Source organism: Chromohalobacter nigrandesensis (genome assembly GCF_023061285.1).
GTDB lineage: Bacteria > Pseudomonadota > Gammaproteobacteria > Pseudomonadales > Halomonadaceae > Chromohalobacter > Chromohalobacter nigrandesensis.
In genome coordinates this window covers 78,605-104,042 of the sequence record NZ_JAKGAM010000008.1, presented here as the reverse complement: position 1 = coordinate 104,042, position 25,438 = coordinate 78,605, and the positions used below count along the sequence as shown (strand labels likewise).

Here is a 25,438-nt window from a genome sequence, read left to right as displayed (position 1 = left end):
CAGCCGCTATTGCTTGCGATCCTCGACCTCGGACGCCGTCACGTCTGCCGCCAAGGGATGACCCTTGGCAAGTTCGGCGCGTCTTGCCGGGCGGATATCGAGAATTTCGACACGAAACACCAGCGCCTGCCCCGCCAGCGGATGATTGGCATCCACCTTCACCTGCGTGTCATCCGCCTCGATCAAGGTTACCGTACGCGGCCCGTCGGGGCCTTCGGCCTGAAAGCGCATGCCTGGTGACAACTCTTCGACACCGGGAAAGGCCGTGCGCGCCACCGTCTGCACGAGATCGGGGGCATGCGCCCCATAAGCCTCCTCCGGCGTCAGGTTGATCTCACGGGTAGCGCCGCTGGGAAGTCCCTCCAGCGCCGTTTCCAGACCCGGCAGGATATTGGCGTGGCCATGCAGATATTCGAGCGGCTCATCGCGTCGACGCGAGTCGTCGAGCACATGTCCTGATGAATCGCACAACACATAATGCAAGCGAACGACGTGTTGCGGCGAGATGGTCATGAAAACTCCTGGTCTTTACAGCATTGAGCGGCGTGTCATGTGGTGCGGCGCAGATCGCCCACTGGCAACTCGAGACGCTGCTGATGATGCAGCATGTTGAGCAGGACGATGGCGCGCTCTTCGCCCTTCTGGGTCTCGAACACGGCCTTGAGCGCCTGAAAGGGACCTTCGGTGATCTCGACGACTTCACCGGGGCGAAAGTAGACGTTGCCCGCTTCACGCAGCGTCTCATCGCGCTGGGAATGGGCGACCAACGTCTCGACCAGCGCGTCCGGCACCGGCAGCGGCTCGTCACCAAACGCCACTAGCCTCAACACGCCCCGGGTGGAGCGTATGGGTCGCCAATTGCTGGCCACCCGGTCGAGGCGAATGAACAAATAATGAGGAAACAAGGGTTCGGCGATCCAGACCAACTTGTTGCGGCGCTTCTTCTGTACCTCGAGTACCGGATGGAAGACACGATAGCCTTGATTGGTCAGATGCTCGCTGGCACGGAAGGATTCCCCACCCTTGCACTGCACCACATACCAGCGCGGGCAGGCGGCCGCGTCGTCAGACGCGCTTGGATCGAGCTGATCGGTCATGTCCTCTGGCCTTCATCGTCGGGGTATGCCACGGTACGCAACCTGCGTTGGCGACACACGCCTGGGCGCGGGCCGTTGCCGTGCAAACGCTGCATTCTAGCATTGTGCCGGATTCATGTCCGAGCCGCATCGGGCGGCTCGCTCACGGGAGGAACCGATGACTCACGATGTCGCACACCGCCGCTGGCGCGACGCCTTGGCGGTTTATCTGCAGGCACCGGTCATCACCATGCTGTTTCTCGGCTTCGCCGCCGGCCTACCGTTCCTGCTGGTGTTCTCGACGCTCACGGCCTGGTTGCGCGACGTCGGCGTGGATGTCGCTGCCATCGGGTTCTTTTCCTGGATCGGCATCCTCTATTCGATCAAGATCGCCTGGGCGCCGATCGTCGACCGTGTCGCCCTACCCGGCTTGGGCCGCTGGTTCGGCCAACGCCGCAGTTGGATGCTCTGCGCCCAGTTGACGATCGCCGCAGGGTTACTCGGCCTGGCCGCCCTCTCGCCGCCCGCGCACCTTATCCCCATCGCCGGCTTGGCCCTGTTGGTCGCGTTCGGCGCGGCGACGCAGGATATCGTCATCGATGCCTATCGCATCGAATCCGCCGAGGAAAGCGTGCAGGCCGCCATGGCCTCGACCTATATCATCGGCTATCGCGGCGGGCTGCTCGCTGCGGGCGCCGGGGCGCTTTATATCGCCGACGCGGCCTCCTGGCATGTCGCCTACGCGTGCATGGCCGCGCTCGTCGGGGTCGGCATCATCACCACCCTGGTAAGGCCAGAGCCACAGCGCTCGACGCTTGGTACCCAGCTCGCCAATGAACCACGCGTGCGCGCATTCCTGCACCAGCACCGACACACGTCTCGGCGACGGCGACGTTTCGGCGCCTGGGTTATCGGAGCCATTGTCTGCCCCTTCACCGATTTCTTCGCCCGTCACGGACGCACGGCCCTGTGGTTCTTGCTATTCATCGGTCTCTACCGCATCAGCGACCTGGCGATGGCCGCGATGGCCAACCCGCTGTATATCGACCTGGGCTTCAGCCTCTCCGAGATTGCCAATGTGACCAAGGTATTCGGTATCGCCATGAGCATTCTCGGCGGCGTGGCCGGCGGTCTGCTGGTGGTGCGCTTTGGACTGGGGCGGATGCTGGTGGCAGGTGCCCTGGCGACTGCCGTCACCAACCTGATGTTCGTGGCCCTGGCCAACGCGGGGCACAGCTTCCCCATGCTGGTCATGACCATCATGAGCGACAACCTCGCCAATGGTCTGGCGAGCACGGTGTTCATCGCCTTTCTCTCGAGCCTGACCTCACGTGCCTACACGGCAACGCAGTATGCCTTGTTCTCATCGCTGATGACGCTACCCGGCAAGTTTCTCGGCGGCTTCTCGGGGCTGGTGGTGGATGGCGTCGGCTACACCGGCTTCTTTACCGTCAGCGCGGCCTTGGGCGTGCCTGCCGTGCTACTCGCGCTGTGGCTCGCCCGCACGCAGCGCTGAACGTGATATCCAACGCTGTCACGCTCGCGCATGGTGACTTATCAACGACGAGCATCCAGCCATGCCATGGCGCCCGGCGTCGCCATCCACTGATCGCGCATCAACTGGCGATATTGCCACGCCTCGGCCCGCGTACCCGGCGCCGGCGCATCGACGGCCAGCGCGACCGGTTTCGGCTTCTCGTCGCACAGCATCGGCACCAGGTAGGGATTGGCCCGCTGGGCGACGGAAAGCGCAGCGTCAGCCTCATCACGCCGGGCTAGGCGATACAAGGCGAGCACCCGCGCCATGGTCACGCCGATCATCTCTTCTTCATCGTGCGTGGCGCTAAGTTCGGCGGCCTCGTCGTCACGCCCTTCACGCAGCAACTGATCGAGCACCAGCTCACGCAACCCCAGGTCATCTTCTGCATCGAGCTTGAGCACCCGTTCGGCGAGATGCCGCGAACGCGGCCGAGCGCCACGCTCCATTCCCACGATCAGCGCCAAGGCGCAGCGCAGCAAGGTGGCGTTGTCGGCGTCATCCCAGGCGAAGGGCCCTTGCTGGGTTTCGAGTTGTGATAGCCACGCCTCGAACCGTGCCGCCAGCGGTGCAAAGAAGCTCTCCGCCATCCACGGCAGGCTTCCGAAACGGCTGGTCAACGCCAGGCACAGCGACTCCATCACCGCCGGCGAGCCCAGCCATTCGGGATGAGCACACAAGGCGGGCAGCCATTCTACGGCATTTTCCCAGGGGTCGGACTCGAAACTAAGCGCGGCATCTTCGTCGATGGTCACCTTGAAATATTCGAACCATGCCGCGAAGGCCGTATCCTCACGCGCCGTAGCATGATATTCCACGTAGCCTTCCGGCGTACGCGACAATTGCAGACAAGGCGGCGTCTCCAAGGTCTCGAGCAAGGCGGCAAGTGCCGCCAGCGGCTCGGCCAGATCTTCCTCGGAGTTGATCATCTGCTCGGCCAGGGTCGCCTCGGGATTGGCGGCCAGGTCGGCGAGAAACTGTAGCTGATCGGCTTCGAGATCGGAACGCTTGGAGAGGCGCCGCCACCAGAAATGCGCTCGAGAACGAGCTTCTTCGGAATGGCCCTCGTGCAGCAGCAGCATGGCCTCGATATAGGCCAACGTCGGCGAGTCGGGCAGCGTTTGTTGAGCCCGCACGAAGGCTTCCCGAGCACTGGCCAGATCATCGCTGTCGAGATGCATCAAGCACAGGCGCTCGAGCGCCACACCGCGCAGAAAGGTCGGGCCACGCTCCAGGACCTCATCAAGTAACGCCGCCCGCTTGCGATGAAAACCGCGCGATTGATAGAGATCGACGAGAATTTCAAACGCCGGCTCGGCCTGCTCGGGCAGGCGCGACCAGTCACGCTCGCTGGAGAAGAGACTTTCGAGGATCTGCTGGGCGCGCCCGCGCTGACCGCTTTCGGCAGCGATCAAACCGGCCTCGAGCAGTGCCTGATCCGGCGCCTTGCCGCTTCCCAGAGCCGCCTTGAGCGTCTCGCCCGTCCATTCCTTGAGCGACAGCATCCACATCAAGTGCGGGGGTACCGCCCCCGGCAGCGTCACCGCGCCGCAGCATTCCTTGGTCTTGCGACCCGAATCGCACCAGCAGGGCTCGTTGCGCCCCGGCCTCGCCAAGGGCTCGGGATCGAAGTCCAGCCGCACCAGCGGCGTCTCGTTCCACAACAAGGGCGCCAAGGCCTGTGCCATGCTCAGGTCACCGCCGACACGCACCACTCCTTCGTCACGCGCCCAGGTCATCAGCGCCGGATAATGCTCATTGTCGCGTATCGCCTTCAACGCACCGCTGGCGTATCCCAGCAATTGTTCCACCCATGCGGCCAGCATCGCGACCCTCCTAAAAAAATCCCCTTATTCTAGCATGCCCGATGAGCGCCCCTCATCCGCGGCACCGCTTGGTGCACCGGTGGCACTTTTCGGGTATTGTCGCCGACTGTCCGAACCCCGCCATGTAAGGGATGTCATCGTGCTCCTGCCGTTGCCGTTTCAGCGTAAAGCATCGCCCGCTCAAGAAACCTCACAGGTCCGCCTCGAACGCGAAGGACGCAACGAAATCCGGCGCATCACCGCAGCCGTCGAGAAGGTGCCCTGGTCGGTCAGTCTGATGCAGATCCTATGGACGGCCGGTCCGGTGACGCTGCTCGGCGCCTGGGGGGGCTACCTGCTGGGTTACGGCAAGGCACCGACCACGGAAAACTACGTCTTCTTCATTTCCTACACGGTGATTACCGGCGCTGCGGGGATTCTGGCCAACCTCGGCTACCATCTCACTCAGGGACGCAAGGCCGAGAAGACATCCGGGCAGATCGAGCAGGTCATCAAGACCTTGCCCGAGCTACTGCTGGTCACCCGCGACCTGATCGTCGAAAGTCTTGAGGGCGATGCCCGGCGCCGCGAAGCCGCCGCCATGTTGCTGCGCAAGCATGATCTCTCGCCGGCAGGCGTCGAGTTGGCAGCCATCGAACTCCTTAACGATCGTGAAAGTGCACGCCTCATCGGTCAGATCGACGTCTACCGCCGGGTCGGCTTGCACGCCCGCATCCGCGATCTCATCACCCAATACCGCGAGACGCTGGAACCCCAGTTCAACGCCCTCTACGATGTCGCACCCATCGCCACGCACCTGCTGCGCGAACGTTTCGAAGGGCGCGCCCCCGACCTACACCAGGGTGTGCCACGCGACGAGAACTTCATCGAACGCGTCATGGCGGCCATCGAGCAGGACAACGACCTGCTGATGACCCTTCAGGATGTCGAAGAGATGGTGATTCTGGCCTTCGAGCTGATCAGCGGGCGCAAGATTCCGGTACTCTCGTTCGAGTATCGAGGCCGCTGGCGCCTCGCTCAGGCATTCGACAATCTGGAAGAGGCACGCGCACGCCAGCGCATCGCGCAAGCGACCGGCCTCTCGCGTCTCAAGGCACTCAACGTCTATCTTGCCGAACAATCCGGCACCCTGGTCGAAGACAGTGCCTCGGGGCTGCGCGCCGAACTGTTGCTGGAGCGCTCGGTCCAGGCAATGAACGCGCTGGCCGAGCAGATCGTGCATCTCGCCCAGGCAGTGGAGGCTGGCCAGGAAGAGCGCAAACGCGCGCTGCGCACCAAGGCGGATATCCTCGCCAACGCCATCCAGCTCTACAAGAGCGTTTCCAGCGCCTACGAGCAGGTGGGTCGCAGTCACGCTCAGCTGCTCAAATCCGTGGATCGCTGGGAACGCATCACCGCCAGCCTGTCCGATGAAACGACGCGTCTGCGCCTGGGACCGGGGCGCCGAGGATTACGCATCCGCGAACGCACCATTGCACTGGATGATGAAGCCAAGGCGCGGGTCTGCAAGCATCTCGCCCGCTACTTGAACCAGACGGGCATCACGTCGCGCCATCACAAAGTGTGGCGCGGCGCGCACCGCGAGACCCAGCTCGGCGTCGGCGTGGATGCTGCCAAGCGCCTGGCCATCGAGATATTCCTCGCGCTCGAACCTCACGTGGGGCTATCGCAACCCGCCACCCAGCGGGCCATCAATAGCTCCAACGCCGCCGATTTCGGCCAGATCGAGCCCAACCTGTCGGCGGCCGCCAAGGCCGCGCTGGGGGCCTCGATGGTCCGTGAAGTGGATACCGAACTGTCACGCGCGGCGGAATCGTTGGCGTTGGCATTGGTACGCCACTATCGCGTGGAACTCGAACCTGCGGCCATCGAGTTTCTCAAACGCCAGTACGGCGCCCGTGACAGCACGTTGCAGATGCTCTCCAACATCAACCTGACGGGACGCGGCGACGCGCGCAACATCAGCTTTCTCAGTCATCGCCCCCCGGCCGTGGGAAAACCCCATCGCGACTGGTATCGCGCCTTGGTGCGTGCGCGGCGTCTCTTCGGAAACCGCTAGATACTGTCCCAAAACTGGCTGCGCACTGCGCCGATTCGACCCACACACCGGGTCGAACATGGCAGAATAAGCGCCATGTTCATGCTGGATCGTCTAACGCCATGCGCCTGATCGTCGCCGAAAAACCCAGTCTGGCACGCGCCATCGCCGAGGCCTTGCCCGCCAAGGCGCAACGTCAGGACGGCTATCTCGAATGCGCGGACACCTGCATCAGCTGGTGCGTCGGGCATCTTCTCGAGCAGGCGCCACCCGACGCCTACGACACACGCTATAAGCAATGGCGCCTTGACGATTTACCCATCGTGCCAAAGCAATGGCAACTCATACCGCGCCCCAAGGCCCGTGCACAGTTGGCCGTAATTCGTAAACTGCTCAAGCGCGCCGATAGCGTGGTGCATGCCGGCGACCCGGACCGCGAAGGGCAATTGCTGGTGCAGCAGGTCATCGAACGCCTAGGCTGGCGCGGCCCGATGTCGCGATTGTTGATCAGCGATCTCAACCGCCCCGCCGTGCAACAGGCACTGCAACGCCTCGAAGACAACGCGCGCTATCAGTCACTTTTCGCAGCCGCCGAGGCACGCTCACGCGCCGACTGGCTGTATGGCATCAACCTGTCGCGCGCCTGGACCTTGACCGGCCGCCAAGCAGGCTACTCGGGTGTGCTGTCGGTGGGACGTGTGCAGACCCCCGTGTTGGGGCTCATCGTGCGCCGCGACCTGGAGATCGAGCGCTTCGTCTCACGCCCCTTTTATACCCTGTGGGCGGATCTTGGCGTCGAACACGGCACGCTACGCGCCTGGTGGCAACCGCAGCCGCCGCATCCGCTCGACGACCAGGGACGGCTGTTGGCGCGCGAGCCGGCCGAGACACTCGCGGCGCGCCTACCCGGTACCGAGGGGCACTTGAGTGCTCTGCAAACCAAGAAAAAATCCCAGACGGCCCCGCTGCCGTATTCGCTATCGGCGTTGCAGGTCGATGCCGCACGCCGTTACAAGCTACCGGCCAAGCGTGTACTGGATATCTGCCAGACGCTATACGAGCGTCATCAGCTCATCACCTATCCACGTTCCGACTGTCGCTACCTGCCCGAAGGGCATTTCACTGCGGCGAAGCAGACACTTTCTGCGGCCTGCGCCTCTGACGACACCCTTGCTGGTTGGCTGCGCGGCGCGGACTTCAGCCGCCGCTCACGCGCCTGGAACGACAAGCAAGTCGGCGCCCACCACGCACTGGCGCCCACCGGACGCCCTTTCGATGCGGCCCGCCTGTCCAATGATGAGGCCAACGTCTTCCGGCTGATCGCCCGCAACGTACTGGCACAATTCTACCCACCGCTGGAAACGCGCGACGTCAAGGCCGAGTTCTCGATTCTCGGTGAGTGTTTTCGCGCCCAGGGCAGCGAGATACTCGTCGCCGGATGGAAGCCGCTATTTACCACCCGCGATGAAGCACCGCCGCTGCCCGCGTTGCGCGAAGGCGAAACCGCGCGGGTCCAGGCGTGCGGCGTGGAGGATCGTCAGACGCGCCCGCCGGAGCCGTTCTCCGACGCCAGCCTGATCAAGGCGATGATGAACATCGCCCGCTACGTCGACGATGACGCGGTGCGTCGTACCCTGCGCGACACCGACGGACTGGGCACCGAGGCGACACGTGCCGGCATTCTGGAAACGCTCATCACGCGTGGTTACGTGATTCGCCAGCAAGGCGCACTGCGTACCACACGGACCGGCCGCGCGCTGATTCAGGCCTTGCCGGATACCGCCACGCGCCCCGAGCGCACGGCCCTCTGGGAGCAGCGCCTGGCCGAGATCGCCGAGGGCCATGCCGATGCGAACGCGTTCCTCGACACTCTGGTGGGTGATGTTCACCAACTACTGAGCCAGGCGGACGCCGAACGCATGCGCCAGGCCCTGGCCACGCCGGGCGGCGCCGAACCCACCGCACCATCGCGAGGTAAGCGCCGCAACGCCAAGCGCAGCGCAAGCGACAAACCGTCGACCACGCAGCGGCGCACCCGAAAACGCACCACGCCTCGAAAAGCCACCACGAAAAAAGGTGAGACTTGATGGATTCATCGCCCACATGGTGGATTCTCGATGCAGGCGCACTGGAGCGACTCTTCGCCGCCCATTTGACGACCACATCGTCACCAAGCGCCAACGATGCTCCGCGCCGACACTCGAGACGCTGTATCATGACACGCCAGCATGAATGCCCTGACCACGACGAACGGAGTTCCCATGCGCCATCGCCTCTTCATCACGCTCTTGCTCGCCTTCCTGTTGCCGGGCCTGGGTCACCTGTTCCTGCGCCGCTGGGGTTGGGCCGCACTGTGGCTGGGCGGGTTCATCGCTCTGATGGCGCTGATGATGATCCCCATTCGCTGGCTAGGCTTCATCTGGTTGCTGCTACTCCTCGTACTGTGGACGGCAAGCCTGGTACATGCGGCCACATTGGCGCGCGCTAAAGCCAAAGCGCCTGCCGGACACCGACACGGAGCGTCATGAGCGTGATGTCGCCCACTCGTCTGCGCGATCCGTACTTCATCTACCGCTACCGCCATCGACTGCACGTCCTGCGTACCTCGCTGGCGCTGGCGATCACCTTCGCCGTCATTCTGGCCCTGCAGATTCCTCATGGCAGTTGGGCGCTAGTCAGCACGATGATGGTCATGGGCAATCTGCCGCATATCGGCGGTGTCATCGACAAAGGGGGACAACGCCTTCTAGGCACGGTGCTCGGCGCGATCTGGGGCATCTTGCTGGTGTTGATTCCCGCCCCGGCACCGTGGGTGATACCGGCCTGGACATTGATCGGTATCGCAGTCGCCACACACACCACGTTCGCCACGCGCTATGGCTATAGCGCGCTGATGTTCGGCGTGACCTTGCTGATGGTGGTGGGTGACGGCCACCAAGATTTGGGGATCGCCCTGTGGCGCGCCTTCGACGTACTGATCGGGACGAGCATCGGCATCCTCGCCACCTTGTTCATCCTGCCCCAGAAGGCCACCGATTTATTACGCTTTCTGCTCGCCGACAATCTCGACAAGCTAGCGCGCCTGTACCATGCGCACACCAATGCGACACAGCATGACGACGTCGATACACATCAATTACTGAAGAGCACGACGGATCAACTGGTCAAGCAACGCGGCCTGGTGGATGCCATCCATAGCGAGCGCCGTCTGCATCGCGACGATCTGGAACGCATTCTGTCACTGGAACGACGCATGCTGTCGACGATCGAGCTGCTCCTGGAAACCCACTGGGCCACGCGGGCCGGTCACGACATCATCGCCGAACTCGATGGCTTGCGTGACGAACAGCACCGCTTAGCGCGCGCGCTCGGCAGCCTGGCGTTCCAGGTGCGCACGGGGCAGACCATCGACATCACGGTGGTCGCCTTCGACTTACAGCGCCATGCACAAGCCGCCCTGGAGGCACGCGGTGAAAACGACCGCGTCCTGTTCAGTCCGAGCGGCTATTTGTGGCTCAATCGCGAGCTGGCCCGTCTAACTCAGGCGCTCATCGACACCTTGCAAACGCTCGACCGTCTGCCCAGCGCCCGCCTGCGTCGTCGTGCCTCGCGTCACACCCTGATTCGCGACCGTCTGGCGATGCCGCTGGATACATCGCGGGATGCCCCGGAGCACAGCGATGATGACCCACGCTGACGCCGAGATAGCGGTGAGCGTCAGTCCTGATGCGCATCAGTGCCGCCCCGACGGCATTGCCTCCAGCCATCGTATACGCAGCCAACGACGCGAAGTGGGCGCCGCACTATCCGGCCACAGCCAAATGATACGGCGACCGACGCGCAATCCGATCAACCACGCGCCGATACACAGTGGTATCGGCGCGGCGTGCTGCCACTGCCCAGAAGCCTCACGCCACTCCCAGGTGGCGTGTTCCCCGTCGAGCCGCTCCCGTAGTTCCCAGCGCCGCTGGCCACGCCACCAGTAGCCCACCAGTGCCGCACCACTAAGCGCTACTGCAGACGTCAGCCACCATGTACTCAGCATGAGCACCAAGCCACTCACCAATCCCCAGACGAGTGCATGGAGCGCCAAGCCGAGCCTAGAGGGTACGATACTGATCGTTGGAAGTGGTTTCGGCATAATCGACGATCATCTGGACGATGCGCCGGAACTCGGCGTCGGCAGGCCACTCTCGGCGCATCAACCAGATGAAGAGATCCTGGTCTTCCTGCTCTATCAGTGACTGATAACGGACTTTGTCCGCCTCATCGAGCTGGGGGTAGCAATGTTCGAGAAACGGGATCAGCAGTAGATCCAGCTCCCACATGCCACGCCGCGAGTGCCAGTAAAGCCGTTTGATGGTTACATCGTCCTGCATGGAGACTCCCAAGCGATGTCATGACATGAATAGATGACGAGTATACCCGAGGACTTGGCGAGACACATCGTTTCCACTCCTTGTTCAAAACCGGCTAAGATTGACTTGCAATGTGCTAGTGCGTTGTTTTATCAAGGTTTGAGCAGTATGCTGAATTCACAACAATACCGTGGTCGCTTTATTGCCCCTGTGCAGCGAGCGGCAAAGTCGCTTGGAGACATTCGATGACCAAGTCCGAGTTGATTGAACAGATTGCCATTCGGCAGCCCGAGCTGTCGGCTAAAGAGGTAGAGGCAGCGGTCAAGCTCATCCTCGAAGACATCACCCACTCGCTTTCCAGCGGCGGGCGTGTCGAAATTCGCGGGTTCGGCAGCTTCTCCCTACACTTTCGGGAACCCCGGACCGGACGCAACCCCAAAACCGGCGACCCCGTCGACCTGCAGGGCAAGTTCGTGCCGCATTTCAAGCCCGGCAAGGAGTTGCGAGAACAGGTCAACGCCAGCCGTGCACTCGGCTACTGAAGCCCCCGGGGCACCAATCTCCATGCAAAAGGAACCTGCCCATGCGTTGGTTTAAAGGTGTCGTGCTGGCCATAATCTTGCTGGTCGTCCTGTTGCTCGGCATCCTGTTTGCCGTCAACAACCAACAAGCCATGCCGCTCGACTTGATATGGGTCGAACTACCACCCGCTTCACTGTCTCTTTGGCTGCTGATATCGCTGGCCTGCGGCGTGATTCTCGGCATGCTGGCCATGACCGGCATCTACCTACGACTACGCACGCTCCTGACCCGTGCCCAACGCCACAATCAACAGCAACGCAAGGAACTGGATCGGCTACGCACCCAGGAGTTCAAGGAAGCCCCCTGAATGCTTGATCCACTGCTGCTTGGCCTATTGGTCGCGGCGATTGCCATCGGCTGGTGGCTCGGACGTCGCGAGCGCCGTCGCGTTCGCGAACGCCTATCTCCCGAAGTGTCGTTGCCCAGAGACTATTTCATTGGTCTCAATCATCTGCTCAACGAGCAGCCGGATCAGGCTATCGAGACGTTTGTACAAGCGCTCGAGGTCAACAGCGATACCATCGAGACACACATCGCACTGGGTAACCTGTTTCGTTCGCGCGGTGAGGCCGACCGCGCTGTCAAGATTCATCAGAATCTATTGGCGCGCCCGACACTGACGTCTTATCAAGGCGGGCTCGTGCAACTGGAATTGTCACGGGATTTCCTGAACCTGGGATTGCTCGATCGCGCCGAACGCCTGCTGCAAACACTGGTGAAGGACACTCCCGACGAAGGGATGCGCGACGCTGCCAAACGCTTGCTGGTCGATCTACTACAGCGAGAGAAGGAGTGGCAACAGGCGCTGGATGTCGCCACACCGCAGCTCATCCGCCAGGATGCCGATATCAAGCGCGCAGCCGCTCACTGGCTTTGCGAACTCGCCCAACAGGATCGGCACAATGCGAGCCCCAGCGTGGCCCGCAAGCGTCTGCGTCAGGCCCTATCGATCGATGAATGCTGTATCCGAGCCACGTGGTTGCTCGCTGAACTCGAACGCGACACCGGGCATTACAAGGCGGTCATCCGCCACCTCAGCCGCATCCCCGAGCAAGACCCCGGCTTCCTTCCCGTCATACTCGACCCCTTGCATGAGGCGTATCGGCGTCTGCAGGACGAAGCGGGCTGGCGTGCATTCCTGGACGCGAAATTACAAGAAACGCACTATACCAGCGTAGTGATCATGCTGGCGGCTTCCCGACTCAATACCGAGGGTCAGGACGCCGCCATCGAATTGATCAGCGAGCAGCTTCAAGCGCACCCCAGCTTGCGGGGTGTCGATTACCTCATGGACCTCTACCTGATCGGCGAGGACCATGGCGACCGCGAGCGCCTGTTGCTACTCAAACAGCATACCCAGAAGCTACTCGCAGCACGTCCCCGGCATCGCTGTGATCGCTGCGGTTTCGGCAGCGCCCAATTGCACTGGCAATGTCCGCGCTGCCAAAGCTGGGGTACCACCAAACCCATCACCGGACTGGAAGGCGAATAGTCACTAGCGGTCAAGCTCGTGCTCGATAGCGCCCAATGCCGCCATCGGGTCCAAGGCTTGCGTCACCGGTCGACCGATCACCAGATGCGTGCTCCCCGCCCCCAAAGCCTGGGCCGGGGTCAACGTACGGCGCTGGTCATCGCCATTCGAAGTGCTAGGTCGTATGCCCGGTGTGATCTTCAAGAAAGATTCGCCACATAGCGCGCGTAACGCCCTTGCTTCCTGCGCCGAACACACTACCCCATCCATGCCGCTACGTTGCGCTAGCGCCGCCAAACGCTCGACCTGACTCAACGGCTCGTCGTCGACGCCAATCTCGGCGAGATCCTCACGCGCCATACTGGTCAGAACAGTGACTGCAATCAGATGCGTGGAGAGCCGGCGATTCTCGAGCCGCTCTCTGGCTGCTTCCATCATGCGCCGCCCGCCACCGGCGTGGACGTTAACCATCCACACGCCATGATCCGCCGCCACCTCGACGGCGCCCGCCACCGTATTGGGAATATCGTGAAACTTGAGATCCAGAAACACCTCGAAGCCACGTGCATGCAGTACCTCAAGTACCCGCGGGCCACTGCGCGTGAATAGCTCTTTGCCAACCTTGACCCGGCAGCGTGCGGGGTCCAACCGGTCGGCCATGGCAAGCGCTTGGTCGAGATCAGGGTAATCGAGAGCGATGATCAACGGCGTGTCGGGGCGCGGCATGATGTCTCCTGCAAGCAATATGATGACGACGGCATTATACCGCCGCCCCCGCGTCGCGACCTAGCACCTTGTGAGTATTCCGACTGCCCGAGATTCAATAAGAGTTATTTTATATTGTAGTCATTAGCTTACAAAAAACGTCCTATATAGATGACATTGCGAACATGGAAATCTGAGTAAGGTTAAATCTCTCAATAAGATATACCTAAAGGAGTGGTCGCATGAAAAATTTACTTAGCTGTGCCCTACTGACGCTGGCACTGAGTGTCACTACCCTCGCGGTCGCCCAGGAAGACGCCTCCGCGCCTATCGACATCAATCATGCCTCTGTTGAAGCACTGACCGAACTACCGGGCATCGGCGACGTCAAGGCACAGGCGATCATCGAGGATCGCGAGGCGAATGGACCTTTCGCCTCGCTCGACGACCTGACCCGCGTCAAAGGTATCGCTGAAGGAACGGTGCAGGACCTGGGCGATCGTGTCACGTTCTGAGCTACGCTACCGACGCTCGCACGGGAGCATCCGGCGAGCGTCTTTTCGACCGGCATCCGGCGAGCGTCTTTTCGACCGGCGTCAGGGGTCGTCTAAATATCGACGCGTCACTAGATCCTCAGCCCGCCATCGCATTCCAGCACCCGTCCCGTGAAGTAGTCGTTTTCCACGATATAACGCACGCTCGAGGCGATATCGCACGGCTGTCCCAGGTATCCCAAGGGAATGCCCTTGCTGATTTTCTCGAGGACTTCGGCACGCATGGACGCCGTCATTTCGGTTTCGATGAATCCCGGCGCTACCGCCGCTACACGGATGCCTTGGTGCGCCAGCTCCTTCGCCCAGGTGACCGTCAACGCCGCCCCCTGCCTTGGAGGCACTGTAATTACCCTGCCCCATGTTGCCGGCACGCGAGAGGCTCGTGACTTTGACGATGACGCCTCCCGTTATACCTACCACGGTTCCATCAAACCGCATGGCGTCTCCACGCAGGGATCACAACACGCTTGCATCAGCGCCTCGTTTCCCTTGCAATTCACACGCATGCCACCATCTACTGGGAAGTCGAGATCACACGGAGCCGCCATGCCACTGTTACTTTTCATTACGCTTTTCGGACTACTCGATTTCGTGGTGCTGTTCGCCATAGGCGGACAGATCGGTCTGCTTCCGACGCTGGCATTGGTGCTGCTATCCGGGGCACTGGGCCTTCACCTGATTCGACGCGAAGGGGTACAGACCCTGCAGCGTGCCCAGGCCCGGTTTGCCCAGGGAGAAATCCCCTCGGACGAGTTGATTACCGGGGCCGCCTTGATCTTTGGCGGAGCCTTGCTGGTCACCCCAGGCTTCTTGTCGGATGGCTTGGGACTGCTGTGTCTCATCCCGAGCAGCCGCCGCTTGCTGGGCCGAGGACTAAAGCGCGGAGGATGGCGCAGCCGCTTTTTTACCATGGGCGCCAGTGGCACGGCGCAGGAAAAAACCGCGGATAGTGATTGGCACGAACACACTCGGCGCACGGACAAGACTTCGCAAGACAAGACCTCGCAAAACAGTCAGGCGAATGACGAACAACCGATCGAAGGCGACTACATAGGGAAGGATGATTCCCGGCATTGAAAAAATTCATGGAGGGCCCTTGAAAGTGGATACGTCGACCCAATCAAGCCCCTAACAGATGATTCGGCCGTAACGCCTTGATGCGTCGGCCTTATAAACAGAAGGCACAGCCTTCGCCCTTGAGCTTGGCTCAACGGGATTGTCCTATGATCCATAGAACCATCAGGAGAACGTGAGCAATGAAAATCCGTCCTTTGCACGATCGCGTCGTTGTCCGTCGCACAGAAGAAGAACAGAAGACCGCTGGCGGCATCGTGCTTCCGGGTAACGCTCAAGAGAAACCGACCCGCGGCGAAATCCTTGCTGTCGGTAACGGCCGTATTCTCGAGAATGGCGAAGTCCGCCCGCTGGACGTCAAGGTGGGTGATACCGTGATTTTCAAGGATGGCTTTGGCGTCGAGAAAGAGAAAATCGACGGTGAAGAAGTCCTGATCATGAGCGAAAGCGATATTCTGGCCGTTGCCGAGTAATTCACGACGTTCACCAGTCATATTTTCGTTTCACGTTTGCGCGACTTGATCGCGCCATTAATGGGAAGAGCTAGAAATGGCAGCTAAACAGATCAAATTCTCCGATGATGCCCGCAAGCGCATGGCACGCGGTATTAATACCCTGGCCGACGCCGTCAAGGTCACCCTCGGGCCCAAAGGACGTAACGTCGTACTGGAAAAATCCTTCGGCTCACCGACCGTGACCAAGGACGGGGTTTCCGTCGCCAAGGAAATCGAGCTCAAGGACAAGTTCGAGAACATGGGCGCGCAGATGGTCAAGGAAGTCGCTTCCAAGACTTCTGACGTGGCAGGTGACGGTACGACCACCGCAACCGTTCTCGCCCAGTCGATTGTCACTGAAGGCATGAAAGGCGTGACGGCGGGCATGAATCCGATGGATCTCAAGCGTGGTATCGACCAGGCCGTCGACGCCGCCGTCAAGGAAATCCACAAGCTTTCCGTGCCGTGCACCGATGCCAAGGCCATTGCCCAGGTCGGGACCATTTCCGCGAATGGCGACAAGCGTATCGGTGAGATCATCGCCGACGCCATGCAGAAAGTCGGCAAGGAAGGCGTCATCACCGTCGACGAAGGCCGCGGCTTCGAAGACGAGCTGGAAGTCGTCGAAGGCATGCAGTTCGATCGTGGCTACCTGTCGCCCTACTTCGTGACCAACCAGGACACCATGATGGTGGAACTGGAAGATCCGTACCTGCTGCTGGTCGACAAGAAGATCTCCAACATCCGCGAACTGCTACCGGTGCTGGAAGCGGTTGCCAAGTCCGGCAAGCCGTTGGGCATCATCGCCGAGGACATCGAAGGCGAAGCGCTGGCGACATTGGTGGTCAACACCATGCGCGGCATCGTCAAGGTCGCGGCGACCAAGGCACCTGGCTTCGGTGATCGTCGCAAGGCCATGCTGCAGGATATCGCCATCCTTACCGGCGGCACCGTGATTTCCGAGGAAGTCGGCCTGACGCTCGAGCAAGCCAACCTGGATCATCTGGGCAGCGCCAAGCGCGTCACCATGTCCAAGGAAAACACCACCATCATCGATGGTTCCGGTGCCGAGTCCGACATCGAAGCGCGTGTCAGCCAGATTCGCGCTCAGATCGAAGACACCAGCTCCGACTACGACCGCGAGAAACTCCAGGAGCGCGTCGCCAAGCTGGCCGGCGGTGTCGCCGTCATCCGCGTGGGTGCCGCGACCGAGTTCGAGATGAAGGAGAAGAAGGCCCGCGTCGAAGATGCGCTGCACTCCACACGTGCCGCCGTCGAAGAAGGCGTCGTGCCTGGCGGTGGTACCGCGCTGGTGCGCATCCTTGGCAATCTCGCCAACCTCAAGGGCGAGAACGAAGACCAGACCCACGGCATCGCCATTGCCCTGCGCGCCATGGAATCGCCGCTGCGTCAGATCGTGACTAACGCAGGTCAGGAAGCGTCCATCGTCGTCAATCAGATCAAGGCCGGTGAAGGTAACTACGGTTACAACGCACAAACCGACGAATATGGCGACCTGTTCGAGATGGGCGTTCTCGATCCGGCCAAGGTCACGCGTAGCGCGGTTCAGTCCGCAGGCTCCGTGGCTGGCTTGATGATCACTACCGAAGCCATGATCGCCGACGACCCGGACGAGAAGGAAGCCGGCGGCGGCGCACCGGACATGGGCGGCATGGGAGGCATGGGCGGCATGATGTAATCGCTGCCTAGACTCCCGGGCACTGTCCCGTGACTCGAACCCCTGCCGGGCAACCGGCGGGGGTTTTTCGTGTCCGGGGTATAGATCAGCCTGGCGTAGCCCGTAGCCCAAGTACACTATCGCCCTGCCTTCGACTGTATCGCGATGTTCTATGCTCTCCAATATCCGTATCGTACTCGTTCAGACATTCCACCCCGGCAATATCGGCCAGGCCGCACGCGCCATGAAAACCATGGGCCTGAGCGACCTGGTATTGGTCAATCCGCGCTGTTTCCCCGATGAAGAGGCCACTCGGCTCGCCGCTGGCGCGACCGATGTGCTCGACAACGCACGCGTCGTCGCGCACATTTCGCAAGCCGTCGGGGACTGCGTCCAGGTCGCCGGCGCCAGCGCCCGTCTGCGTAGCCTCCCCCTCCCCCATTTCGATGACCCCGAGCCCATGGCCGTCCAAATGGTCGAGTATGCGCATGACGCCCCCGTGGCACTCGTCTTCGGTCGCGAGCGATCTGGACTGACCAACGATGAAATTCGGCACTGCACGCATCAGGTCAGCATCCCCGCCAACCCCGATTACGGCGTCCTCAATCTAGCACAGGCCGTGCAGATACTCGCCTACGAAGTACGTCGTGCATGGCGTCACCAAACACCGATCGCCGCTCAGCCCAAATCCAAGCAGGCCGCCTTGCCGACACGCGAACAGATGGCTCACTTCGAAACGCATCTGCACCAGGCCCTGACCTCCTCGGGGTTTCTGACTCAGCCTCATGCGCGCACTGAAGACCATCTACGCGCACTTTTCGCCCGCGCTCAACCCACTCGCAAGGAACTCTCCATCCTGCGCGGTGTATTGACGACATTGGAAAACACCAGTCGATCCTGAGCAAGATACCGCCTGACGGACACAAAAAACCGCGCCTCGAAGAGGCGCGGTTTTTTTACGGCTCAATAAAGCACCCGCCACCGCGTCGAAGACGCAGCGGCGACGTGGCTTATTCGCCGCCCATCTGCTGCTTGATCAGATCACCGATGGTGGTCGGGCCTTTCTGCGGCTCAGCTTCCTGATCGCGCAGTTTGCCCATCGCACGGCGTGTATCGACCTGGTCTTTCGCCTTGACCGACAGGTTGATCGCACGGTTTTTGCGATCGACACCGACGATCTTGGCTTCGACGCTATCGCCTTCGTTGAGCGCGTTGCGTGCATCTTCGACGCGATCAGGGCTGATCTCGGAGGCCTTGAGTACGGCTACAACATCAGTCGCCAACTCGACATGTGCTTCCTTGGCATCGACTTCGACAACGCGACCGGTGACGATGGCGCCCTTGTCGTTGACGGCCAAGTACTCGGAAACCGGATCGGTTTCGAGCTGCTTGATACCGAGCGAGATACGCTCGCGTTCCGGATCGATCGAGAGAATGACCGCTTCGGCTTCATCGCCCTTCTTGAAATTACGCACGGCTTCTTCGCCGGTTTCGCTCCAAGAGATATCGGACAGGTGAACCAGACCGTCAATACCACCTTCCAGACCGATGAAGATACCGAAGTCGGTGATTGACTTGATGGTGCCCGAGACGCGGTCGCCCTTGTTATAGCGCGCGCTGAAATCTTCCCACGGATTGGTGGTGCACTGCTTGATACCCAAGGAGATACGACGACGTTCTTCGTCGATATCCAGCACCATGACTTCCACGTCATCGCCGACCTGCACGACCTTCGAGGGATGGATGTTCTTGTTGGTCCAGTCCATTTCCGAGACGTGAACCAAGCCTTCGACACCTTCCTCGAGCTCAGCAAAGCAGCCGTAGTCGGTCAGGTTGGTGACGCGAGCATTGACGCGGGTATTTTCCGGATAACGATCCTTGATGTTGACCCACGGATCTTCACCCAGCTGCTTCAAGCCGAGAGACACACGGTTGCGCTCGCGATCGAACTTGAGCACCTTGACGTTGACCTCATCACCAACGGCCACAATCTCGCTGGGATGCTTGATGCGCTTCCACGCCATGTCGGTGATGTGCAGCAGGCCATCGACGCCGCCCAAGTCGACGAACGCACCGTAGTCGGTGAGGTTCTTGACGATACCGTCGATCTGCTGACCTTCTTGAAGCGTGGACAGCAGCGCTTCACGCTCGGCGCTGTTCTCGGCCTCAAGAACGGCACGGCGAGAGACAACGACGTTGTTACGCTTGGGATCGAGCTTGATGACCTTGAAGTCCAGCTCTTTGTGCTCTAGGTGAGCAGTATCGCGTACCGGACGGACGTCGACGAGAGAACCGGGCAGGAACGCGCGGATGGAAGAAACTTCGACCGTGAAGCCGCCCTTGACCTTGCCGTTGATCACGCCCTTGACGATTTCGTCCTTCTCGAAGGCCGCTTCCAGCTCTTTCCAGGCCTCGGCACGCTTGGCCTTTTCGCGAGACAGACGCGTCTCGCCGAAGCCGTCTTCAACGGCTTCAAGGGCAACCTTGACTTCATCTCCCACGGAGATGGTCAATTCGCCATTGTCATCACGGAACTGCGCCACGGGGATTTGCCCCTCGGACTTCAGACCCGCGTTGACGGTAATCCAGTCACCTTCGATATCGACCACGGTTGCCATGACGATGGCACCGGGTTCCATATTGATGTCCTGGAGAGACTGTTCGAACAGTTCAGCAAAGCTTTCGCTCATGTTGTTCCTACGTGATCAACGTTAATAGCGGCCAGGCCGCTCATTCTCCGCACCACCAGCAAGCGCGGGCCTTTCCTACATATCCCTGGGGACGTTGGCGCTGGTTCGACCTGCGAAGGCTCTCAATTATCGCCCGCACACGTCATGACGTCTGGCCAGGGTCTCCGGATGGGTGCCCGTTTCACCCCAGCTACTCAGTTCGGGAGGCCGAGCCCACGTGCACTGAGCAGCCTTTCGATACACTCCACCACGTCCGGTATCGCAAGACTCGTACTATCCAACAAGACGGCATCGTCTGCCGGCTTGAGTGGCGCTACGGCACGCTGCATATCGCGCGCGTCACGAGCCTTAATTTCCTCTAGAAGACTCGTTAGATTAGCATCCCGACCGGCATTCAGCAACTGTTCATGGCGTCGCCGCGCCCGCTCTTCCGCCGAAGCCGTCAGATAGACTTTCAGGGACGCCTGGGGGAATACCACCGTCCCCATATCTCGCCCATCCGCTACCAGTCCCGGCATATCGCGAAAGTCACGCTGGCGCGTCAACAGCGCATCACGCACCCGAGGCAACGAGGCTATCTGAGAAGCAACGTCGCCGACCTGTTCGGTACGAATGTCGCCACTCACGTCATGGCCTTCCAGCTCGATACGCGTTTCGCCATCGCACGCCACGAAGCGGACATCCAAGGTTTCGGCACACGTCGCCAACGCGGCTTCATCGTCCAGCACCAGGCCGTGCTTGAGTGCCGCCAGCGCGGTGAGACGATACAGCGCACCGGAGTCCAGCAAGTGCCAGCCCAACCGCTCGGCAATCAAGCGACTGACCGTCCCCTTGCCTGCGCCGCCTGGCCCGTCGACGGTCAGTACGGGCACTTCATCGTGCGACAAGCTCATGAAACCTCCTGTTCTTCGAGCGACAGGCCCACGCGACGCGCCAGGTCAACGAACCCCGGGAAGGACGTAGTTACATTGGCGCAGTCATCGATGGCGATCTCACCCTCGGCACGCAAGGCGGCAATGGCGAAGGCCATGGCAATGCGATGATCACCCAGGCTATCGACATGCCCGCCGCGATAATGCGCGACATGCGTATCGCTGGCGTCGGCGCGACCGACGATGTCGATGCCATCGGGATGGACGGTATTCTCGACACCCAGGATCGCCAGGCCATCGGCCATCGCCTGGATGCGATCGGATTCCTTGACGCGCAATTCTTCCGCGCCTCGCAAGCGTGTCACGCCTTCGGCATTGGCCGCAGCAATGAACAGCACGGGAAACTCGTCGATGGCCAGTGGCACCTGATCCACGGGAATATCGATCCCCTTGAGCGGCGCATGGCGAACGCGAATATCGGCGACCGGCTCACCGCCGACTTCCCGAGGATTGAGCAATTCAAGATCGGCGCCCATGGCCTTGAGGATATTGATGACCCCGATACGCGTCGGATTGGTACCCACATGCTCCAGGAGCAGATCCGAACCGGGCGTAATGGCCGCCGCCACCAGATAGAACGCCGCCGACGAAATATCCGACGGCACGTCGATGGGCGCCGCCGTCAAACGCCCGCCGCCCTGTAGCCAGGCCTCGTCAGCGGCGCGCTGCACCGCATAACCGAAGCCGTTGAGCATGCGCTCGGTGTGATCGCGCGTCGGTGCCGGCTCACGCACCCGCGTCTCACCCTCGGCATAGAGCCCTGCGAGCAACAGGCAGGACTTCACCTGGGCGCTCGCCATGGGCATGTCATAACGAATGCCGCGAAGGTCCTGGCCGCCGCGAATCGTCAGCGGCGGCCGGCCGCCCTCGGCGGTTTCGATCACCGCGCCCATCTCGCGCAGCGGATCGGCCACCCGACCCATCGGCCGCTTGTTGAGCGACACATCGCCGGTCAATTCGGTATCGAAGGCCTGCCCGGCCAGCAAGCCGGCGAACAGACGCATGGCCGTACCTGAATTGCCCACATAAAGGGGGCCGGCAGGCGCCGTCAGGCCATGCAAGCCGACGCCATGGATGGTCACGCGCCCCTGGTGCGGACCTTCGATGGCCACGCCCATGTCACGAAACGCCTGCAGCGTCGCCAGGCTATCCTCGCCCTCGAGGAAGCCATGCACTTCGGTCACGCCTTCGGCAAGCGCACCGAGCATGATCGAGCGATGCGAAATCGATTTGTCTCCCGGCACGCGGATCCGGCCGCGCACATCGCCACCGGGACTCACGCGGTAACGGATATTGCATTGTTCCATCGCTTGATAACTCGTCTGGTTCAAAAGCGTATCGAAATACTGCCGCGCATGACTGGCACGATCGAAGACCGCCAGCATGGCATCGCCATCATTGTCGGTCATGGCGCGTCGTAAACGAGCAACGCCCGCCTCGAACTCATCCAGTGCGCCCAGCACCGCCTCGCGGTTGGCACTGAAGATATCGCGCCACATGACCGGGTCGCTACCGGCGATACGCGTGAAATCGCGAAAGCCCCCCGCCGCATAGCGAAAGATCTCCAGGCGCTCGTCCTGACGTGCCAGAGTGTCGACCAACGAAAACGCCAGCAAATGGGGGAGATGACTGGTGCGCGCCAAGACCTGATCGTGACGTGCCACGTCCATTTCCAGCAGTTGCGCCCCGCATGCCGCCCATAGCGCTCTCACACGCGCCAAGGCATCGGGATCGGTAGTGTCGCGCGGCGTCAGTATCACCTTATGGCGGCGATAAAGCGCGGGATTGGACGCCGTCACGCCGCTTTTTTCGGACCCCGCGATCGGATGCCCTGGTACGAAGCGCGGCGGCATGTCACCGAAAACGCGTTCGACCGTCGCCTCGATGGCGCCCTTGGTGCTGCCGACATCGGTGATCACCTGATCGCCGAGATGTGGCGCCAACTCGCGCAGCACGGCCTCCATCGCCAACACCGGCACCGCCAGCACGATCAAGCTGCTGTCGGCCACCCAAGGGGCCAGCTCGGTACTGCCTGCATCGATCAGCCCCATATCGATGCCACGCGCCACTTCGTCGGCATCACGGTCACAGGCTACAATCCGCCCCTCGAAGCCCGCTTCCTTCAAGGCCGCCGCCAGCGAGCCGCCGATCAGGCCCAACCCGATGATGAGGATACCGCGCTCGGTCGGCGCACAGGACTGCTCCGACATTTACAGCACACCCACGGGGTAGGACCCCAGCACCTTGAGCTCGGCAGCACGCAACGTAATCTCTTCCAGTACCGCCGCGACCTGCGGATCGTCACGATGGCCCTTGAAGTCGATGAAGAACACGTAATTCCAGATTCCGGTGCGTGACGGCCGCGTCTCGACGCGCGTCAGATCGATCTTGTGGCGGTGGAACGGCTCGAGTAGGTCGTGCAACGCTCCGGGCTGATTGCGCATGGCCACGACAATGGACGTCTTGTCATCCTCGGAGACCGGCGTGTCCTGATGGCCGATAATCAAAAAGCGTGTCGAGTTGTCGGGACGGTCCTCGATCTTCTCGGCGACCTTCTCGAGCTCGTAACGCTTGGCGGCCATATCGCCGGCAATCGCGGCACTGTGCCATTCGCTCTTGATCAGACGCGCCGCCTCGGCATTGGACGACACCGGCACCCGCTCGGCATGGGGATAATGCGCGTCCAACCACTTGCGGCACTGCGCCAGGGACTGGGGATGCGAATAAATGCGCGAGACCTTGTCGCGGCGCGTATTGCTGGACACCAGCAGATGATGATGAATGCGCAGCACTACTTCGCCACAGATGCGCAGGCTGGCATCCATGAAGGTATCCAGGGTGCTATTGACGATGCCCTCGGTGGAGTTTTCCACCGGCACCACGCCAAAATGCGCGGCCCCCGCTTCCACTTCGCGAAAGACCTCATCGATGGCCGCCATCGGCAGGCTCACCGCGCTGTCGCCGAAATGCTTGAGCGCCGCCTGCTGAGTAAACGTGCCCTCGGGGCCCAGATAGGCCACCTTGACCGGCCGCTCCAGCGCCAGGCATGCCGACATGATCTCGCGAAACAAGCGCGCCATTTCCTCGTCATCGAGAGGGCCCTTGTTGAGCGCCATGATGCGACGCAGCACCTGAGCCTCACGCTCGGGTCGATAGAACGTCGCCTGCGGGTCGCTGTCGGTTTTCACCTGCGCTACCTGCTGTGCGCAGTGCGCGCGCTCGCTGATCAGCTTGAGAATCTCGCTATCCAGCGTATCGATTCGCTCGCGCAGTGCCGGCAGGTCGGCCGATGTGATAGAGGCATCGTGATCGGACATATCGTGATCAGCCATGGCGTCGTTCGAACTCCCTCATGAAATCGACCAGCGCATCCACTGCAGCTTCCGGCACCGCATTATAGAGGCTGGCCCGCATGCCGCCCACGCTGCGGTGGCCCTTGAGATTCAACAGCCCTTCCGCCTCGGCATCTTTGAGGAACGCAGCATTGAGCGTCTCATCCGCCAGCACGAAAGGCACGTTCATGCGCGACCGATTGGCCAGGGCGATGGGGTTGGAATAGAAGTCGCTGGTATCGATGGCCGCATACAGCTTTTCGGACTTGCGCGCGTTGAGGCGGTCCATCGCTTCGACCCCGCCCATGTCGTGGCGCAACCAGTCGAAAACCAGCCCCGCGAGATACCAGGCATACGTCGGCGGCGTATTGAACATCGAGCCATTCTCGGCCATGACCCGATAGTTGAACATGGTCGGGGTGTTCGGCAAGGCGCGCTCGAGCAGGTCGTCACGCACGATGACCAATGTCAGTCCCGCCGGGCCGATATTCTTCTGCGCCCCGGCATAGATGACGCCGAAGCGGGACACATCCAGCGGCTCCGAGAGGATCGACGACGACATATCGCATACCAGCGGTACATCGCCGACCTCGGGAATGTAGTCGAATGCCAGGCCCCCGATGGTTTCATTGGCCGTGTAATGCAGATAGGCAGCATCCGACGACAAGGCGATGTCATCGGGCCGCGGCACCGCCGTCAGTCCATTGGCCTCACTGGAAGCCGCCACGTGCGCGCCGGCAAGATGACGTGCCTCGGCAATCGCCTTCTTGCCCCAGATACCGGTGTACAGATAGTTCGGCGTACCGCCCGTCCCCAGCAGGTTATAGGGCACCATCGCGAACTGGCTGGAGGCGCCGCCCTGCATGAACAGCACGCGATAATTGTCCGGCACGGCCAGCAGCGCACGCAGGTCGCGCTCGGCACGCGCGGCGATCTCCGCGAAGGCCTCGCTGCGGTGACTCATTTCCATGACCGACAAGCCATGGCCCTGATAGTCGAGCAACTCGTCGCGGGCGCGCTCGAGCACGGAGGCGGGAAGTGCCGCTGGACCGGCACAGAAATTGAACTTGCGTGTCATCAGCGTGATTCCA

At 61.4% G+C, this 25,438-nt stretch carries 24 protein-coding genes and 1 pseudogene; 13 read left to right on the top strand and 12 right to left on the bottom strand.

From position 1 onward, the window contains the following. Window positions 1-6: 6 nt before the first annotated feature. Together L1073_RS11265 and rfaH are read right to left on the bottom strand one after the other, a co-directional pair. On the bottom strand, window positions 7-513 hold the full coding sequence (locus tag L1073_RS11265; protein WP_246899325.1) for an FKBP-type peptidyl-prolyl cis-trans isomerase: 507 nt from the start codon (window positions 511-513) through the stop codon (window positions 7-9). A 35-nt stretch (window positions 514-548) separates the two neighbouring features. Continuing rightward, the gene (gene rfaH, locus L1073_RS11260) at window positions 549-1,097 is read right to left on the bottom strand and encodes a transcription/translation regulatory transformer protein RfaH (protein WP_246899323.1); all 549 of its coding nucleotides are present in this window, start codon (window positions 1,095-1,097) and stop codon (window positions 549-551) included. Between the two features lie 157 nt (window positions 1,098-1,254). Between rfaH and L1073_RS11255 the strand changes: the two genes are divergently transcribed. Further along, a complete protein-coding gene (locus L1073_RS11255) occupies window positions 1,255-2,592 on the top strand; it encodes an AmpG family muropeptide MFS transporter (RefSeq protein WP_246899321.1) in 1,338 nt (445 codons plus the stop codon). 41 nt (window positions 2,593-2,633) lie between these two features. On the opposite strand, the gene L1073_RS11250 is transcribed toward L1073_RS11255, so the two are convergent. Further along, the gene (locus L1073_RS11250; protein ID WP_246899319.1) at window positions 2,634-4,439 is read right to left on the bottom strand and encodes an SEC-C metal-binding domain-containing protein; all 1,806 of its coding nucleotides are present in this window, start codon (window positions 4,437-4,439) and stop codon (window positions 2,634-2,636) included. 139 nt (window positions 4,440-4,578) lie between these two features. Between L1073_RS11250 and L1073_RS11245 the strand changes: the two genes are divergently transcribed. The 4 genes from L1073_RS11245 to L1073_RS11230 all read left to right on the top strand — a co-directional run bounded on the left by L1073_RS11245 (window position 4,579) and on the right by L1073_RS11230 (window position 10,174). Beyond that, window positions 4,579-6,498 (top strand): hypothetical protein, encoded by a 1,920-nt coding sequence (locus L1073_RS11245; protein ID WP_246899317.1) that lies wholly within the window; start codon window positions 4,579-4,581, stop codon window positions 6,496-6,498. Window positions 6,499-6,599: 101 nt separating this feature from the next. Next, window positions 6,600-8,564, top strand: coding sequence for a DNA topoisomerase III (locus L1073_RS11240; protein ID WP_246899316.1), 1,965 nt, complete (start codon window positions 6,600-6,602; stop codon window positions 8,562-8,564). A gap of 174 nt (window positions 8,565-8,738) precedes the next feature. Next, window positions 8,739-9,005, top strand: coding sequence for a hypothetical protein (locus L1073_RS11235; RefSeq protein WP_246899314.1), 267 nt, complete (start codon window positions 8,739-8,741; stop codon window positions 9,003-9,005). Then, window positions 9,002-10,174: an FUSC family protein gene (locus L1073_RS11230; protein WP_246899313.1), complete on the top strand. Its 1,173-nt coding sequence runs from the start codon at window positions 9,002-9,004 to the stop codon at window positions 10,172-10,174. Before L1073_RS11235 ends, L1073_RS11230 begins: the two co-directional genes overlap by 4 nt. Before the next feature lie 36 nt (window positions 10,175-10,210). Here L1073_RS11230 and L1073_RS11225 read toward each other — a convergent pair whose 3' ends face one another. Both L1073_RS11225 and L1073_RS11220 read right to left on the bottom strand, forming a co-directional pair. Beyond that, window positions 10,211-10,522: a hypothetical protein gene (locus L1073_RS11225; RefSeq protein WP_246899311.1), complete on the bottom strand. Its 312-nt coding sequence runs from the start codon at window positions 10,520-10,522 to the stop codon at window positions 10,211-10,213. A gap of 55 nt (window positions 10,523-10,577) precedes the next feature. Next, entirely contained in the window at window positions 10,578-10,856 is a 279-nt protein-coding gene (locus L1073_RS11220) for an FAD assembly factor SdhE (RefSeq protein WP_246899310.1), read from the bottom strand. Window positions 10,857-11,080: 224 nt separating this feature from the next. Here L1073_RS11220 and L1073_RS11215 point away from each other — a divergent pair, with 224 nt between their 5' ends. The 3 genes from L1073_RS11215 to lapB are packed head-to-tail and all read left to right on the top strand — an operon-like array spanning window position 11,081 to window position 12,909. Continuing rightward, window positions 11,081-11,377, top strand: a complete 297-nt coding sequence (locus L1073_RS11215) for an integration host factor subunit beta (RefSeq protein WP_133696726.1) — start codon at window positions 11,081-11,083, stop codon at window positions 11,375-11,377. 41 nt (window positions 11,378-11,418) lie between these two features. Further along, a complete protein-coding gene (locus L1073_RS11210; RefSeq protein ID WP_040241700.1) occupies window positions 11,419-11,724 on the top strand; it encodes a lipopolysaccharide assembly protein LapA domain-containing protein in 306 nt (101 codons plus the stop codon). Continuing rightward, window positions 11,725-12,909, top strand: a complete 1,185-nt coding sequence (gene lapB / locus L1073_RS11205; protein WP_246899308.1) for a lipopolysaccharide assembly protein LapB — start codon at window positions 11,725-11,727, stop codon at window positions 12,907-12,909. 3 nt (window positions 12,910-12,912) lie between these two features. Here the strand turns inward: lapB and pyrF are convergent, their stop codons facing one another. Beyond that, window positions 12,913-13,614 carry an orotidine-5'-phosphate decarboxylase gene (gene pyrF / locus L1073_RS11200; protein WP_246899307.1) on the bottom strand — a complete coding sequence of 234 codons (702 nt, stop codon included), beginning with the start codon at window positions 13,612-13,614 and terminating at the stop codon, window positions 12,913-12,915. A gap of 221 nt (window positions 13,615-13,835) precedes the next feature. Between pyrF and L1073_RS11195 the strand changes: the two genes are divergently transcribed. After that, on the top strand, window positions 13,836-14,108 hold the full coding sequence (locus tag L1073_RS11195) for a ComEA family DNA-binding protein (protein WP_246899306.1): 273 nt from the start codon (window positions 13,836-13,838) through the stop codon (window positions 14,106-14,108). 110 nt (window positions 14,109-14,218) lie between these two features. Here L1073_RS11195 and L1073_RS11190 read toward each other — a convergent pair. Then, window positions 14,219-14,549, bottom strand: a pseudogene (locus L1073_RS11190) (SDR family oxidoreductase); the annotation flags it as partial. A gap of 144 nt (window positions 14,550-14,693) precedes the next feature. Between L1073_RS11190 and L1073_RS11185 the strand changes: the two are divergent. The 4 genes from L1073_RS11185 to L1073_RS11170 all read left to right on the top strand — a co-directional run bounded on the left by L1073_RS11185 (window position 14,694) and on the right by L1073_RS11170 (window position 18,294). Beyond that, window positions 14,694-15,224, top strand: a complete 531-nt coding sequence (locus L1073_RS11185; protein ID WP_246899304.1) for an FxsA family protein — start codon at window positions 14,694-14,696, stop codon at window positions 15,222-15,224. 179 nt (window positions 15,225-15,403) lie between these two features. After that, complete coding sequence (locus tag L1073_RS11180; protein ID WP_246899302.1) at window positions 15,404-15,694, top strand: co-chaperone GroES; 291 nt, start codon at window positions 15,404-15,406, stop codon at window positions 15,692-15,694. 76 nt (window positions 15,695-15,770) lie between these two features. After that, window positions 15,771-17,414 (top strand): chaperonin GroEL, encoded by a 1,644-nt coding sequence (gene groL, locus L1073_RS11175; RefSeq protein ID WP_246899301.1) that lies wholly within the window; start codon window positions 15,771-15,773, stop codon window positions 17,412-17,414. Window positions 17,415-17,565: 151 nt separating this feature from the next. Beyond that, window positions 17,566-18,294, top strand: a complete 729-nt coding sequence (locus L1073_RS11170) for an RNA methyltransferase (protein WP_246899299.1) — start codon at window positions 17,566-17,568, stop codon at window positions 18,292-18,294. A gap of 109 nt (window positions 18,295-18,403) precedes the next feature. Here the strand turns inward: L1073_RS11170 and rpsA are convergent, their stop codons facing one another. The 5 genes from rpsA to serC all read right to left on the bottom strand — a co-directional run bounded on the left by rpsA (window position 18,404) and on the right by serC (window position 25,425). Further along, a complete protein-coding gene (gene rpsA, locus L1073_RS11165) occupies window positions 18,404-20,083 on the bottom strand; it encodes a 30S ribosomal protein S1 (RefSeq protein WP_246899297.1) in 1,680 nt (559 codons plus the stop codon). A gap of 194 nt (window positions 20,084-20,277) precedes the next feature. Beyond that, window positions 20,278-20,976 (bottom strand): (d)CMP kinase, encoded by a 699-nt coding sequence (cmk, locus tag L1073_RS11160; RefSeq protein WP_246899295.1) that lies wholly within the window; start codon window positions 20,974-20,976, stop codon window positions 20,278-20,280. Further along, window positions 20,973-23,225, bottom strand: coding sequence for a bifunctional prephenate dehydrogenase/3-phosphoshikimate 1-carboxyvinyltransferase (locus tag L1073_RS11155; protein WP_246899294.1), 2,253 nt, complete (start codon window positions 23,223-23,225; stop codon window positions 20,973-20,975). Before L1073_RS11155 ends, cmk begins: the two co-directional genes overlap by 4 nt. Beyond that, window positions 23,226-24,347, bottom strand: a complete 1,122-nt coding sequence (pheA, locus tag L1073_RS11150) for a prephenate dehydratase (RefSeq protein WP_246899292.1) — start codon at window positions 24,345-24,347, stop codon at window positions 23,226-23,228. Continuing rightward, entirely contained in the window at window positions 24,340-25,425 is a 1,086-nt protein-coding gene (gene serC / locus L1073_RS11145) for a 3-phosphoserine/phosphohydroxythreonine transaminase (protein WP_246899291.1), read from the bottom strand. The genes pheA and serC overlap by 8 nt, the downstream gene beginning before the upstream one ends. Between the last annotated feature and the right edge of the window lie 13 nt (window positions 25,426-25,438).